Source organism: Sebaldella sp. S0638, from assembly GCF_024158605.1.
Lineage (GTDB): Bacteria > Fusobacteriota > Fusobacteriia > Fusobacteriales > Leptotrichiaceae > Sebaldella.
Genome location: NZ_JAMZGM010000041.1, coordinates 1 through 15,642, shown reverse-complemented (window position 1 = coordinate 15,642; position 15,642 = coordinate 1). Strand labels below are relative to the sequence as shown.

Sequence of the window (15,642 nt, the reverse complement as noted above, 5' to 3'; positions counted from 1 at the left end):
CTTACTCCTGTCCGTTTATTATAGTATAATTATATAATCTAATAAATAGACACGGCTGTGATATAACTGAAAGTTATATGAAATTTTCTGCTATTATTTTTTATAGAATATTTACACGTACAAATAAAAATAAGAGTAAAAATACTACTCTTATCTCATACAATTTATTTTTGTAACCTCTTTATAAAATCATTATATTCATTTAAAGCCTCTCTTATTTCAAGTTCATGAAAACCTTTTCGCAAATAAATGAACATTATCTCAATATCCGTCTTATATAGGCTTTTATATACATCAATCTCCGGAAAGTGGATATTTTGCTTGTATTGAGCATACATTCTTCTCAAAAGCAGCTGGTTTCCGTCTTTCAGCCTTCCCAGCAGCGTTTTTCCAGTACTTGGGTATTCCATTTTATTTCTCCTTCAATTATGATATTAGCACAATTTGATTTGTTTTACAAGTTCGATTGTTCAATTTTTCATTCTTTTTATAATATAAAAAAACTTTCATCAATCTTGTATAAGATTACCAATATTTTGCTCTTATTATAAAAACGTTTAATTTTTTCAGTTTATTTAATATTATAATATTATTTTCAAATCTTCTTACAGTTTCCAATGTCTTTTTTTCAAAACAAACATTTTTAAAATCATATTGTGTACTAAAAATTGAAAGAGTCCGTATTTTGAATAAAATGTACTTTTCTGTTCAGGTTTCACCTGATTTTTTTGTGTACATTCTAAAAAAACATTTAATATGTATCTATATATACATCTATATTCTTTTTTTCAGCATCATTTAAAAAAGCTACTATTTTTTGTATGACTTTTTGAATTACTTCTTCTGAAAAATTAATTTCCAAACTTTTTAACAGCTTAAAATCAAAATTTTCAAATTCATTTACTACTTTATTTATATCTGGTATTTTCCATTTATCATCAAACCAGTTTTCAGCTGAATTTCTAGTTTTTTTTATTATTCCTATCGGCAATCCTACTAAAATAATTTCAAAATATCCTTCCCAGATATCCAATATATTTATTACTGTTTTCTATATAAAATAGTCTAATTGCATTTTCAAATAATTGCTCATATTCTTCATATAACTCATCATCTATTATTTTCATTTTTTATCCTTTATCTAATATTTTAAGTTTTACTATACTGAACTCCATTAAAGAAAAGCTCCTCTAACTAAGTTTTTCTCATATTCAGTCAAAGAATTAAAAAAATCTGTAATCCCTAATTCTAATAAAGCAGCTATTGCAGCTATTCGCATCGTACTTACTCCTAATCCTGCCGCGGATATTTCTTTTTTATTATCTGCTATATCTCTTACTTCCCTGATTATTTCAGTATTACCAATTTTTTCTTGTGCAATCTCTTTTAAAACTAAGTATACTACAGAGATACTCTGGGAATTTAAATATCTGCAAATATCATCTGCAGAATATCTTTTAGATTTTAAGTTTTTCTCTATTCTGAAAACTGACTCCATTTTACCACTCCTCTCTTTGATACCTGAAGACTCCAAATAAAACTTGATTTTCTGACAGTTTCATAACTGTTGCAAAACTGTTAAATCCCGATATAATACATGAAAATTATATAATTATACAAGACTCCCTCTGCTATTTAAACGAAAAGGAGCTCACGCTCCCTGCCTATTATACATTTTTTATTTAGAATATTCATTTTTAAAAAATTAAATATACTTCCCTTATTCTAAGAAATATATTTAAAATATTTATTTTGTCATATTTTTTAGTTCAACAATTTTTTTATAAATTTATTTGAATTTATTTTATCAGAATTCTTTTTGTAATAGCTGCATACAACATACGAAACTCCCAGCCCTAAAATTATTCCTCCGATAATATCTGAAAAATAATGCACTCCCAAATACATTCTTGAGAAAGCTATTAAAAATGCTGTAAGAAAAACCACCCATTTATACCGCATATTCAAAAAGTAAAATACTCCGAATGCTGCAAATGAAGAAGCTGTATGCCCCGACGGAAATGAATAAGAAGCCGGAGGCGCTATTAAAAGTTTCAGATTACTCAGTGCTACAAATGGTCTGTCTCTTTTTATAATATTTTTTAATACTCCTTCTCCCAAAATTGCTGTTATTAAAAGAGCAATTAATATAATTATACCGTAATTACGTGTTTTTCTTCTCATTACCAGAATCAGTGCCAGAATTATCCATACAATTCCTGCATTCCCAATTGCTGAAAAAAACATCATAATTTGATTCGCCACAGGAACCTGTAACCTTTGTAATCCCTCCACAATTGCTATATCTATGCTAAAAATTTCCAAAACCTCCTTTTGTATAGTTTTATACAGGGATTATACAAAAATTTTCCATTTTTTCATACTGAAAATTACCTGAATTCTCAATAAACTTTGTATTATTATTTTATTATCTTCCCTATATATGTCTTTATAACTTCTGCTGATCTCTCTAACTGCCCCTGCTCTTCCTCTGTAAGCTTAAGTTCTATTATCTCTTCGACACCTTCATTCCCCAGTATTACAGGCACACTTAAACACACATTCTCCAAGCCGTACTCCCCGTTTAGCGATACTGAAACCGAGTATACTCTGTGTTCATTATTAAACATAGATTTTATCAATGTGGAAGCTGCTGTTCCTATTCCAAAACATGTAGCTCCTTTTCCCAGCAACACTTCCCAGCCTGCATATGAGGTATCTTTTAATATCTTATCTAAATCTGTATTTTTCAGTTCTTCTTTCGATTCTATATATTCCTTAAACGGTTTTCCTCCCGCATAAATATGCGACCATGGAATCATCTGTGAATCTCCGTGTTCTCCCAGAGAATAACCCAAAATACTTTTTGGATCTATTCCCAGAATATCCCCGGCTATTCTTCGAAATCTTGCACTGTCCAGTGAAGTCCCTGTCCCTATTACTTTTTTCTTAGGAAAACCTGATTTTTCCAACACATAATGAGTTATTACATCACAAGGATTGGTAATTACCAGAAATATTCCCTCAAATCCGCTTCCAAGCACTTTAGGCATTATATCATCTATTATCTTTATTCCGTCATCCAGTGTATCAAGCCTTGTCTGCTCGAATCTCGGAAGAGGCCCTGCTGATATTACCACTATTTCTGCATCTTTAAGTTCTGAATAATCCTGTATTTTTATTATTACATTGGAATTCAAATTAGCAAGAGAATCCTTAAGATCAAGCATTTCACTTTTTACTTTATCTTCTTTTATATCTATCAGTACCAGCTCATCGGCAATACCGCGGGTTACCAGACTGAAAGCCACATGTGACCCTACATTGCCCACTCCTATTACAGCTACTTTTCTGCTTTTGATTTTCATGTTTCTCCTTTCAGGATGCGCAAACCTGTTACTTTTTTATTATTTCTATATACTTTATATTCATATTATGCTTGCTTAAAAACATCTGTTCAAATTCAGTCTGAATATTATCTCTGATTTTTTCAGTATTATACAGATCATCAGTATGAAAGACTATTTCATACCCGTCTAAATCCTTTAACAACTCCAAAGTATCATAATAATAACCCTCATGATCTGTTTTAAAAAAGAACTTCCCTTTTGGTTTCATTATTACATCCAGCATATCAAATAATTCTTTATTTATGAGTCTTTTATGTTCCGAACCAGTCCATGGGTCAGGAAAATTAATATACAGCCCTGATATTTCACCTTCACCCAAAAAATCCAAAAGTTTTTCTCCTCTTTTTCTAAGAAAAACAATATTTTTCAGATCTCTCTTTTCAGATTTTACTGCTGCCATTACCAGCCTTTTGAATCTAAGCTCAAGGGCAATATAATTTCTATCGGGGAATTTTTGTGCATTTCCTGCGGTAAAGTTTCCGCTTCCACACCCAATTTCCAGATATACCGGATTTTCATTCCCAAAATATTCATTCCACTTATTTTTCTTACTATCGGTTACTTCTTCGTCATATATTATGTATTCAGGATATTCAGTCATTTTTTCCATATAAATATTATAATGTTTTTTCGGATAATTGAAAAAATACTGCCATAATTCCTTTTTTTCCTTGTTTTCCACACTCTCTCCTTTATTATGATAAAATTTCATTGCTTATTTCATCTATTTTGTTATACTTTTTAAAAAATTCAGATGTTTCCCTGTTCTTTCCTGTATCAGAATCCAAAAAAAAGTTTTCCAGTTCCTCTTCGGTTTCTGCTATATTTACTAGATTAAGCGGCTTTGCGCTATCCACCACATCTTTGATATTGGAATAATACTTTCCTATTATTGGTACTTTCCCGTAATAAAGAGGTTCAAGAATTGAGTGTCCGCCTATATTTGTGAAAGTCCCGCCTACGAATACCAAATCGGATATCTGATATAATTCACGCAATATCCCCATTTTATCCACTATTATTATTTCTGTTTTTTTATTTTCTGAATAAAGTGAAAAATCAAGACCCCCGCATAATTCTGCTGCTTCCTCGGTTCTTTGTATATGTCTCGGCACCAGTATCATCTGGTATTCATTATTTTTATTTATTCTTCTGAATATATCAATAAGAATCTTTTCCTCGCCATCTCTTGTACTTCCCGCAGTTATCAGCTTTCTCCCGTTTAATCTGACTCTTTCTTCAAGTTCTTTTTTCTGCTTTTCATCTAAGACCGGATAATCTATGCTGTATTTCAGATTAGGATATACCTTTAATATATCTTCCTTTACCCCCAGTTCTTTGTATCTCTGAAAATCGAGATCACTCTGAACGAGAATTCTGGTGCATTTATTCAACGTGCCGGAAATAATTCCTCTGAGCTTTTTATATTTATCAAATGTTCTGTCTGAAATACGTCCGTTCACTACTATTACATCGGACTTTTCAGATACAATTCCATAAAGATTCGGCCAGATTTCGGTTTCTATTATAATCAGTTTTTCTATATCCAGCATATTTACTGTTTTTTTTATCAGAAAATAGTCATCCAGAGGAAAATAAGCACCTTTTATATTAGGATTGCCCGAATATCTTTTTCTGAATAACTCCATTCCTGTGTCTGTCATAACTGTTAAATAAATTTTTTTATTATTATCCAAAATGTTTTCTATTAACTTCTCCGATAAATTCATCTCACCTACTGAAGACAGATGAATCCAGTAATACTTATCCCTGTTGATTTTCTCTACCCTGAATCTGTTATGAAGAAAAATTCTTATCTTTTTCTTGAAGATTGCCGCAATAAACAAAAAAGGGTATAAAAAAAATCTCACTGCATTATAAACAAACAACATATAATCCCACCATAAATCTTAATATTATTTTTTATGTTCTATTTTCCTCACTACTTTCCCATGCTCATAGAAAACTTCTGATTCCAGATCTCCGTTTTCATCATAAAAATAGGCTTCTCCATGAAATTCTCCATCCATGGCTCTGCCTGCGAATTTTCTGTTGCCGTCTTCATAGTAGCTTGCATATGATCCGTGCAGCAGTCCTTCCACATAATTAGCATCTAAAAGAAGTATTTCGCCGTCATCGGAATATTCTTTTTCTGCTCCGTATTTCATATTATTTTTATAATCTGTTTCTTTTTTTACACTTCCTGATTCATTATAAAAAGTCTCTTTACCATTTTTTCGTCCTTCTTCATAATGAATCAAATGTGCTATATTCTTATTCTTATCATATATAATGAATTCTCCGTCAAGTTCACCGTCCACATAATTCGAGCTCATCTGCACATTTCCGTTTTCCAGTTCTATTCTCTGCCCGTTCAGCTTTCCGTCTTTCCAGATTTCTTTTCTTATAAGACTCTCATTTTCATCAAAGAAATTCCAGATACCTGTTTTCAGATCCTCTTTATACATTCCTGTACATAATATTTTCCCGTTTTTATGAAATCTTGAAGAAATCCCGTCAAGATTCCCGTAATAATAATTATTTTCCTCTTTCAAACCGCCGTCTTCATAAAATTCCTGTGATTTCCCGTTTCTTTTTCCTTCTATGTAAAAGCAGCTTAATTTAACCTCTCCATTTTCAAAATATTCTTCATACTTACCGTCTTCAAGACCGTCGATAAAGTTTTTCGATATTTTCAAAACACCATTTTCATAGTATTCCTCCTGAACTCCGGATTTTTTACCGCTCTTGAATCTTCCTATGCTTTCCAGCTGCTGTTTTTTATCATCAAAAAACATATGAAGTTCCCCTTCGAATCTTCTATTCTCATAATAATAAACTTCCCTGTGATCATAGTCTTCTTTTATCGCAAATATTACTGTTAACTTTTCCTGATAATGTTTTTTTAGTATCATTTCTACTCCTTATTCTCTTAATCATAGTTTTGAAATCATTTTCCCAAACAGTATTATACCATTTTATGACCTAAATTTCTAATTTTACAAAAAATATTATTTCCTAAAATCAACACTGGATTTCTTTCATTTAATCGGCAAATATGGATTTTTTCACTGCTCTTTTCTAAATATTAAATAATAATCTTTAAATATATAAAAAACGAACTTGACATCAGCCTGTTTAAAGTAAAACATATAACTACTGGTTTTAATGACGGAGATTTGATAGTTATAAAATAAATAATCGTGATTTTCATAATTTAAAAAAGGGCTGTATTTTCTAATACAGCTCCTTTATATATTTTTACCCTTTTCTTTTCTCTACAGTTTTTTCTACAGCATCTATAATTTTCTGATACCCTGTACATCTGCATAAATTCCCTGAGATACCTCTTCTGATCTCGTCTCTTGTAGGCTCAGGTTTATTATCAAGAAGTACCTCAGTGGAAAGTATCAGCCCGGGAGTACAAAATCCGCACTGCACTGCTCCTGCATCTATATAGCTTTCCTGAATATCAGAAAGATTTCCCCCGCGGTCTGACACTCCTTCTATTGTTTTAATAGTTTTACCGTCTGCCCATACAGCAAGGTATATACATGAATCTGCGGTAACACCGTCTATGATCACGGTACACGCCCCGCATTCTCCCACTGCACATCCCTGTTTTGTCCCGGTAAAATTCAGCTCTTCTCTTAATACTTCAAGCAGTGATTTTCTCACATCTACATTTATATTATATTCTTTACCGTTTACAGTAAAAGTAATATTTTTTACCATTATCTGCCACCTCCGACTATAGCTTTCACAGCTCTTTTAGGCAGTTCTTCCACCAGCTGTTCTCTAAATGCTTTGGAAGCTCTCCATGAATCTCTTGCTCTTGCACTTTCAAGGCATAATTTACCTATTTCATTCAATGTTTCATCATTTATCTGTTTTCCCTTGGCAAATTCCTCGGCATTCACAGCCCGAAGCGGTGTAGGCCCTGCTACGCCATAGGCAATTCTTATATCTTCGATAATTCCGTTATTTTCTTTTAATAAAACAGAACATCCCAATGTAGCAATATCCATTGCCTGTCTAGGGCTAAATTTTATATAATGCCCTTTATATCCTTCGTAATTTTCCTTTTTAACTTTTACTGCCCTAAGTACGTCACCTTGTTCAAGGCTGACCTTTCCCGGCCCGAGATAAAAATCTTTTATCTCTATTTCTTTATTTCCGTTTTTCCCTGTTATCATAAGCACTGCATCACAGGCAAACAATGTCGAGGCACTGTCTGCGGAAGTAGCTCCGTTACAGATATTTCCTCCTACTGTCCCTACGTTTCTTATCTGGGGTCCTCCCACACTTCCTACTGCATCAGACAGACTTTTCAGGTTCTTTATTATAATTTCATTACCTTCTATTTCTGTAAATGTAGCTGCAGCTCCTATTATTATATCCCCGTTACTGTCTGTTTTAATCTCTTTTAATTCCGGAATTCTTGTAATTCCAATTAAATCTCTTCCAACATATCCGTTTTTTCTCTCTCTTGATTTAATAAGAACATCAGTTCCTCCGGCTATTATCTGGGCATTTTCATTATCTGCCAGTAATCCCACAGCTTCCAGTACAGTATTTACCTCAGTATATGTTTTTATATCATACATTCCTTTTACCCTCCTAAACTATCCCGTTATTTTTTAATATTTCCATTAATTTCTGAGGTTTTATAGGGAGTTCGTCAACCTCTACACCTATAGCATCCAAAACGGCATTTCTGATTGCTGCTGCGGGACTGCATATCGGCGGTTCTCCAAGTGCCTTGTTTCCATAAGGCCCCATCGGGTCATCCTCTTCTACAAATAATGTGTGAAGATCGGGAAGATCCATAGAAGTAGGCATTTTATAGTCAAGCAGGTTGTTATTCAATGGTGCTCCTGTTTTTTCATCATATCTCAGCTCTTCTGCCAGGGCATAAGAGACTGCCATTCCCATTCCGCCTTCTACCTGTCCGCTTGCGAGCTTAGGATTCAGTATCTGTCCGGAATCATGAACATTTAGTATATTTAAAATCTTTATTTTTCCTGTTTTTATATCTACTTCCACATCTGCAAAAGTGGCTCCCATTGCATTTGAATTACTATGGAAATTATTTGATACTTCTGCTGTTATACATTCACCTTTAGCAAGATCATAATAAGATTTCAGCGCAAGATCACCAACACTCTGTATTACTTCACCGCTGTGCTTATACACAATATTTCCGTTTACTATATCTGCATGAAGAGGATCTATATCATCAAATTTCTTAACAGCATCGAGTATTTTTTCTTTTAATTCTATAGCAGCTTTTCTTACTGCCATTCCTGATACATAACTCTGTCTTGAAGCATAAGCCCCTGTATCAAAAGGCGAATAATCCGTATCTGTATTCATATCCGTATAAATATGATTATATGGTATTCCTGTAGTTTCAGCTACCATCTGCTTAAATACTGTATCAGACCCCTGTCCTATTTCAGTAGCTCCGACCATTAGTTTTACTGTCCCGTCCTGATTTAATGTAAGACGGCATCCGCCTATCTCAAGACTTTTTGGATATACTCCTGTAGCGTAGGCAAATACCGACATACCTACACCTCTTCGAAAATCTCCTGTTTTTTGTTTTTCCGCTTCTTCTTTTCTTTTATCCCAGTCAAACTCTTTTACTCCTTCTTCTACACATTCTTTTAGTTTGTTAGAGTAAAACATTACATGGCTTATAGGATTTTCTGTATTCGGCTCTACCAGATTTTTCATTCTTAATTCAATAGGATCAATCCCCAGTTCTTTCGCAGCTTTTTCGATCATTGATTCCATTGCAAATATTACCTGAGGAACTCCGTATCCACGCATTGCCCCTGCTGCTGCGGTGTTAGTATACACAGTTTTTGAATTATATTCCATATTAGGCATTTTATATAATGACTGTAATATTCCTGCTCCCTTTCCTGCTATAGAATGTCCGTGTGACGCATATGCCCCGTTATTTGATATTGCTTCCATTTCCATTGCAGTTATAGTACCGTCTTTTTTCAGACCAAGTTTCGTTTTATATGATATTGCGTGTCTTACCCTTGTCCATGCAATACTTTCTTCCCTCTGAAGTTCCACCATTACAGGCTCCCCGCCTACAGCCATACTCATGGCCACAGCAAGCGGCTCTATAGTAACGTCCTGTTTGTTACCAAAACCTCCTCCTATAAATGGTTTTATTACCCTGAATTGCCCCCAAGGCATTCCAAATGCTTCACCTAAAATACGACGGCAGATGTGCGGTATCTGTGTTGATGATACGCAAACCCATCTCTGGTCAGAACCTTTATAGGCATAAGCAATCTGATTTTCCATATGACAGTGCTGAACTATCTGTGTTTTGTACTCTCCTTCTATTACATGATCAGCTTCTTCCAGACCTTTTTGCAAATCTCCTACTACGGCCTTTGTAGAAGCTATTAAATTTTTTGTTCCGTCATGAATTTCCATTGCTCTTTCTGCAAGTGATTCTTCCGGTGAAAGATAAAAAGGAAATTCTTCATATTCTACCTTTATTTTTTCCAGTGCTTTTTCCGCTGCAAGCTCATTTTCAGCGATTACGGCTGCTATTTCATCACCGTATAATCTGATTCTTTTCGTAAGAATATTTCTGTCTGCAATGTCTGCCTGTTTAGGGTCAAGAGCATACGGGTGACCTGCTGTGGGAAACTTAAAATCCGGCAGATCATCTGGAGTTAGGACTTTTATTACTCCCTCTACTTTTAACGCTTCACTGACATCCAGCTTCTTTACTAATCCATGGGCTATAGTTGCTCTCAAAATTTTTCCGTATAACACATTCTTCTTGGGCAGGTCTGCTGTATAGTCTGCTTTTCCTTGTACTTTTGCTATTGCATCCCATCTTTCCACACTCTGCCCTATTGTTTTATAGCTCATAAATTCCTCCTCTCAAATAATTTAATTATATACAGTATTTTAATAAAAAACTTATTTTATGGTGTTTCTCTTGGCTAATTCTATACCTTTTTTTTTTATAATGCTAGGACATTTGTCCTTAGAATTTTTCCATACTACATTATACCTCATAAATAAGCTTTTGTTTATTCAGTAATTTTTTTATCATTCATTTTTTTCTTATACTGTGGCAGTCTAATGTTTTTTTTTATTGTAATTTTCTTAGTTATTTGCTACTATTAGTATATATATTTTCTAATATATTTTTTTATTTTTTATTTCAAAATTAATTTAAAACACAAAAAATTATAAGGAATGATATCAATGAAAATAAAAGGAATTATTTTTGATTTTAATGGTACTCTTTTGTTTGATTCTGATAAACATGAAAAAGCATGGCGGATTTTCGCAAGAGAATTTTGTAATAAAGAGATACCAGATGAAGAATTTGAAAAAAATATTCACGGTGTTGTTAATAAAAAGGCTCTTGAATATCTTTACGAAAAGACACTTTCCACTGAAGAGGTCTTATCTCTTGAACAGGAAAAAGAAAAAATATACAGAAGACTTGTTATGGAAGATACGCCTAATTTCAGGCTTATTCCCGGTGCAGCGGAGCTTCTTGACTATATCAGCAGCGAAAATATTCCGCACACTATTGCCACAGCATCAGAAATAATAAATCTTGAATTTTATATAAAATCTTTTTCCCTTGAAAAGTGGTTCGATACAAAAAAAATTATTTATAACGACAACACTTTCCCGGGAAAACCTGATCCTGCCATTTATATTAAAGCGGCGGAAACTATAGGGGTTCATCCCGAAAACTGTCTTGTTTTCGAAGATTCCAAAGCTGGTCTTACTGCAGCTTATAAAGCCGGAATCGGAAAAATAATTGCTGTTGCCTCTACTTTTGAAGAACGGGAAAAAGCAGAAAAAGTTTCTGGTGTGTCAGAAATTATAAATAATTTTTATGATTTCGATATGAGTATTCTAAAAAACTAAATTATCCAAAGGAGGTATTTCCTTATGAATGATGATAACTTCAGGGTTTCTGCACTTTCTCCCGAAATGATAAAAAATCTTGAAGCAAAAAGAAGCTGGGTTTACGGACATTATATTGAAAACGGCGAAGAACTGTATCAATCTCTTGAAGGTAAACTAAACTTATTAAATGCAATCATTGAAAACAAATGGATTGATAAATCCGAAACATTGAAGCTTCAGTGTCTGGGTATTACTTTCGGTGATGCTTTGATTCAGCATCTGGAAGGCTTGAAATGGGTTGAATATTTTGATGAATACGGAACAGACCCTGCTCTCAGATTTCACGAAACTGATTTTTTTATTTTCCCTCAGACAATGATATCAAAACGCATTGAAGACGGTATTGAAGTGAATATATATTCTTTATTTGAAGATTCGGTAAAAGCAATTCTCGGGCATTTTGAGTCAGTTTATAAGCCTGTTTAAATAATTGGCAAAACATAATACTTACCATTCATTAAAATGTATATACAAAATAAGGAGAGATTCTATGAGAAAAGTCTTTTTTATTCTTATTATTATATTTTTATTTATTAACTGCGGATATAAAAAATCACTTACACGTATAGAATTTGAAGATATAATGAAAGATTACGATTATGAAATAAGTAAAATAATAGATGATAAATTTATTCCTCCAGCTGAGAAAACTGTTGCCTTGAAAGACGGGTGTAAAGTAGAATATCTTGAAGGATACTCTGAAGGATTTTATTATTTTTATTATTCTTATATTCATAATCTTGAAGATTCCAAGAAAAAAAAGGATAAATCCAAAAATATAACACATGATCTTTTTCACGGCGGCTCTAAATATATTCTTGAAACAGATGATAACATCAAAATAGTGCGGCTGAAAGATGAAATGCTTATTTATGCAGACTGTCCGCTGGAGAGGAAAAAAAATATTTTAAAAATAATGAAAGATTTTGACTAGTATAAACTTAAATCAGATTTTCTGATAATATTATTATTTTCTTTAATCAGACATACAAAAAGACGAAACATTTAGTTTCGTCTTTTTCAAATGAAAAATAGATATTTATAATTAAAATACTGCTTTCAAAGCTATTCCCGCTCTATAATCATTGTCTTTATCACTTCCTGCAGAGTATTGCCCGGTAAGAAATATTCCGTATCTGTCTTCTATCTCCACTCCTATAGCTGCTTTTGCCGTAAACGATCCTTTTTCTTCTTCCGGCTTTGCCAATTTATGATACCCATCTTCAATTGCTGCTAATCTGGCATTTTCTTCCTCATTCAAATTAGCTAATTCATATTCATAAGCAAGATCCAAAGCTCCTTTAAGCTTCCATGCTGACTTTTCACTCAACGGTACCGAACCTTTTATTTCTACTCCAGCTCTTGGCTTTGCACTCCACGCGTCATTTCCTTCCACTTGAAGAGCTTCAAGACCAGATTCTGTAAATGATGGTCTTGTTACATACATAGCTTTGAATGCACCATAAGGCATTATGCTTGCACGTTTTCCCATTCCGAATTCTTTTCCTAATACATTATCACTTGTTATACTATATGTTTCATATGTTCCGTCCATTTCAGATCTTTTCCCCGGACTCGGCCAGTCTATATTTCTGTCTATATTATGAATACTTGCTCTTCCTGTGATATCATTACGAAGTTTCCATCCATTTGCAGTATATTTATTATGTATTCCCAGCTGAAGCGTATCGACCCATTCCTCACTATTGTTTCCGTCTTTAAATTCAAAGCCTGTATGCAGATATCCAAAAGAGTAACCAAAAGTATGTCTGTATGTTCTTTCTACTTCTCTTAATGCCAGAACTCCAGTGGTCGTATAGTCATAATCAGTCACTCCGTCTGTTTTTTCTGTATTTTTCCCTTTTCCGGCTATTATATTTATTTTTACGTTTTCTTTTGTGTTGTTTTCTGAATCCTGTAATGTAAATAATGCATTTTCAAATGTTCCGGCAATATTCTTCTCTCTTTGATTAATATTGGCATACACATCACCAGCAAGGCTTGACATAATATTTCTGAAATCTGATTCGGTTTCTATAAGATCCAGTTTATCGAATATCTCCCCTGCTTTTCCTGATGCACCATAATATTTTTCATCAAATACACTTCCAAGATTTTCATACCATAAGCCGTCTGTAAAGTTTCTGTAGTCTATTTTCTGCATATATATATCCACGTTCCCCTTGTCATTCAATACAGGAGTCGCTTCCCACGTAAGAGACTTACTTATTACGGGAAGTTTGTCCCCAGAACTTGTTACTACACCGCTGCTTGTTAAGAATACATCTTCCAGTTTATAAACTTTTGCATTTGTACCCTGTGAAAAATCCGGAAGAATATTAACTACATCAGTCAGATTAATTTCATCTGCATAAATACTTCCGCTCTGCAGTACAAAATCTACATTTGCTGCTGTTGATTCTTTTATACTGCTGAGATCAGGCTTAATCGAAATATCCATACCTGTATTCTCAAATCTTCCGTCTACTTCTATTATTCCCATATTTACCAGCGACGGCAGAGGATATTTATTTCCTTCGCTTATATCTGCTGCCCCGTCAGATACTCTTATTATTCCGTTATTGATTATTTTTCCCGAAGGAGCGGTTATTCCTATACTTCCATTTCCTGACACATTAATTTCTCCGTTATTCTCCACAACTGTATTTACCATTCCGTATATTCCTATTGCTTCCTTACCGGTAATATTTATTTTACCTTCATTTATAACATGGCCTGCCGACTTGGCATAAATACCAATAACTCCGTCGCCGAAAAGATTAATATCGCCGTAATTTATAAGTCCGCTGCCGCCTTCTGCGACTATTCCCACTGAATTATTATTATAATCCGCCGGTGAGCCTGAAGTAATATTCCCATGATTTTCCACAATTCCAATGCTGTTTTTTGCATATATCCCTATTGCATTTTCTCCAATTTCTATATCTCCGCTGTTATATATCTTAGACCCTTCTCCGTAGATACCAATTGCATATCTGGTATTTTCTTTTACGGGCTTTCCTGTAACAGGATCTATACTTATTAAGGAATCTCCTGTTTTTATTATTCCGGTATTTTTTATTTCACCTTTTTCGTTGTATATCCCTATATTTCCACTACCGCTGTCTACTGTCAGTGAACCGGTATTCTCAGTAATCCCTCCGTTTACAGAATATAAAACTATATTACTGTTTCCAGCAGAAGTAATATTGCCATTATTTATTATATTACTGTTTTGTGAAGCATAAGCAAAAATACTTTCATTTCCTATATCAGCAGAACCGTTATTCAGAACTTCCGAATTATTTTCCAGAACAAATCCGTAACTCTTATCTCCTACACTTATATTTAAAGAGTTATTCACTACTGCTGCGTTATTCTTGGCATAAATTCCAATTGCCGAATTTTTCCCGGCAGTGATTTGCGCAGAACTCGCTGTTACTGTTCCTCCGTCTGAATATATTCCTATTCCTGAATCAAGAATATTAATACTTCCTGATTCATCTACACTGCCTCCGTTATTAAAAATACCAAGTGAATTTTCCCCTATATTCAGTGTTCCGGTATTTTTTATAACATTGGAAGAATTATCACTGTATATTGCAATACTTGGGTCTGTAATACTATCAGAATTTCCTATTGTAATAGTACCCGCATTTTCTATATTATATACACCGCTTCCTGAAGTATAAATTCCGGTAGAATTTTTTCCTGTCAGTGATATTTCATTATCAGATTTAATTAATGACGGTGCAGTTCCTGAATATTCAGAATATATCCCTGTAGCATGATCTGAACTGCTCAGAATTTTCCCTGTATTTACAGTTGATGCTATTACACTTTCTTTCAGATATATTCCGGAAGAATTACTTCCGATATTTATTATTCCAGAATTTTCCACATTATTTGTATTATCTGCATACATACCCACAGAATTTTCATTCACAGAAACTAAACCGGAATTCAGAACTCCTGCATTATCTTTTACATGTAAGGCTATAGAACTGTTATTTAGTGTTATTTCTCCTTTATTGATAAGTTCTCTGTCTGCTGTTTCGCCTGTACCTGTAAATGCATACGGCATACCGCCGTTATATACACCATTTAACGAGGCTCCTATTACTTCATCGCCTACAGCACTTATATTTGAACTGCTGTCCAAAAGAACAACGGAATTTTCGAGCCTGTGATAAAAAGTCTGTAAATAAAAAAATCTTTTTATGATAAACTAAAAACAGGAGGACTTTATTATGAA

Annotated in this window: 15 protein-coding genes; 3 read left to right on the top strand and 12 right to left on the bottom strand. The window is 33.6% G+C overall.

What is annotated here, in order from left to right; genetic code table 11:
• Window positions 1-164 precede the first annotated feature (164 nt).
• From NK213_RS11860 to xdhA, 11 genes are all read right to left on the bottom strand, one after another.
• Window positions 165-410, bottom strand: a complete 246-nt coding sequence (locus NK213_RS11860) for a hypothetical protein (RefSeq protein WP_253349404.1) — start codon at window positions 408-410, stop codon at window positions 165-167.
• 341 nt (window positions 411-751) lie between these two features.
• Window positions 752-1,033, bottom strand: coding sequence for a hypothetical protein (locus tag NK213_RS11855; RefSeq protein WP_253349402.1), 282 nt, complete (start codon window positions 1,031-1,033; stop codon window positions 752-754).
• A gap of 141 nt (window positions 1,034-1,174) precedes the next feature.
• Window positions 1,175-1,498, bottom strand: coding sequence for a hypothetical protein (locus NK213_RS11850; RefSeq protein ID WP_253349400.1), 324 nt, complete (start codon window positions 1,496-1,498; stop codon window positions 1,175-1,177).
• Window positions 1,499-1,764: 266 nt separating this feature from the next.
• Window positions 1,765-2,325, bottom strand: coding sequence for a phosphatase PAP2 family protein (locus NK213_RS11845; protein WP_253349398.1), 561 nt, complete (start codon window positions 2,323-2,325; stop codon window positions 1,765-1,767).
• A gap of 95 nt (window positions 2,326-2,420) precedes the next feature.
• Window positions 2,421-3,368 (bottom strand): L-lactate dehydrogenase, encoded by a 948-nt coding sequence (locus NK213_RS11840; RefSeq protein WP_253349396.1) that lies wholly within the window; start codon window positions 3,366-3,368, stop codon window positions 2,421-2,423.
• A gap of 28 nt (window positions 3,369-3,396) precedes the next feature.
• Complete coding sequence (gene trmB / locus NK213_RS11835; RefSeq protein WP_253349394.1) at window positions 3,397-4,092, bottom strand: tRNA (guanosine(46)-N7)-methyltransferase TrmB; 696 nt, start codon at window positions 4,090-4,092, stop codon at window positions 3,397-3,399.
• 13 nt (window positions 4,093-4,105) lie between these two features.
• Complete coding sequence (locus NK213_RS11830) at window positions 4,106-5,302, bottom strand: 3-deoxy-D-manno-octulosonic acid transferase (protein ID WP_253349392.1); 1,197 nt, start codon at window positions 5,300-5,302, stop codon at window positions 4,106-4,108.
• A 24-nt stretch (window positions 5,303-5,326) separates the two neighbouring features.
• Window positions 5,327-6,325 carry a toxin-antitoxin system YwqK family antitoxin gene (locus NK213_RS11825; RefSeq protein WP_253349391.1) on the bottom strand — a complete coding sequence of 333 codons (999 nt, stop codon included), beginning with the start codon at window positions 6,323-6,325 and terminating at the stop codon, window positions 5,327-5,329.
• A 346-nt stretch (window positions 6,326-6,671) separates the two neighbouring features.
• Entirely contained in the window at window positions 6,672-7,145 is a 474-nt protein-coding gene (gene xdhC / locus NK213_RS11820; protein WP_253349389.1) for a xanthine dehydrogenase subunit XdhC, read from the bottom strand.
• Entirely contained in the window at window positions 7,145-8,017 is an 873-nt protein-coding gene (gene xdhB / locus NK213_RS11815; protein WP_253349387.1) for a xanthine dehydrogenase FAD-binding subunit XdhB, read from the bottom strand. The genes xdhC and xdhB overlap by 1 nt, the downstream gene beginning before the upstream one ends.
• A gap of 13 nt (window positions 8,018-8,030) precedes the next feature.
• Entirely contained in the window at window positions 8,031-10,322 is a 2,292-nt protein-coding gene (gene xdhA / locus NK213_RS11810; protein WP_253349385.1) for a xanthine dehydrogenase molybdenum-binding subunit XdhA, read from the bottom strand.
• A gap of 342 nt (window positions 10,323-10,664) precedes the next feature.
• Between xdhA and NK213_RS11805 the strand changes: the two genes are divergently transcribed.
• The 3 genes from NK213_RS11805 (at window position 10,665) to NK213_RS11795 (ending at window position 12,321) form a co-directional block, all read left to right on the top strand.
• On the top strand, window positions 10,665-11,345 hold the full coding sequence (locus NK213_RS11805) for an HAD family phosphatase (protein ID WP_253349384.1): 681 nt from the start codon (window positions 10,665-10,667) through the stop codon (window positions 11,343-11,345).
• A gap of 24 nt (window positions 11,346-11,369) precedes the next feature.
• Window positions 11,370-11,813 carry a DUF3806 domain-containing protein gene (locus NK213_RS11800; protein WP_253349382.1) on the top strand — a complete coding sequence of 148 codons (444 nt, stop codon included), beginning with the start codon at window positions 11,370-11,372 and terminating at the stop codon, window positions 11,811-11,813.
• 64 nt (window positions 11,814-11,877) lie between these two features.
• Window positions 11,878-12,321 (top strand): hypothetical protein, encoded by a 444-nt coding sequence (locus NK213_RS11795; protein WP_253349380.1) that lies wholly within the window; start codon window positions 11,878-11,880, stop codon window positions 12,319-12,321.
• A 111-nt stretch (window positions 12,322-12,432) separates the two neighbouring features.
• Here the strand turns inward: NK213_RS11795 and NK213_RS11790 are convergent, their stop codons facing one another.
• On the bottom strand, window positions 12,433-15,549 hold the full coding sequence (locus NK213_RS11790) for an autotransporter domain-containing protein (RefSeq protein ID WP_253349378.1): 3,117 nt from the start codon (window positions 15,547-15,549) through the stop codon (window positions 12,433-12,435).
• Between the last annotated feature and the right edge of the window lie 93 nt (window positions 15,550-15,642).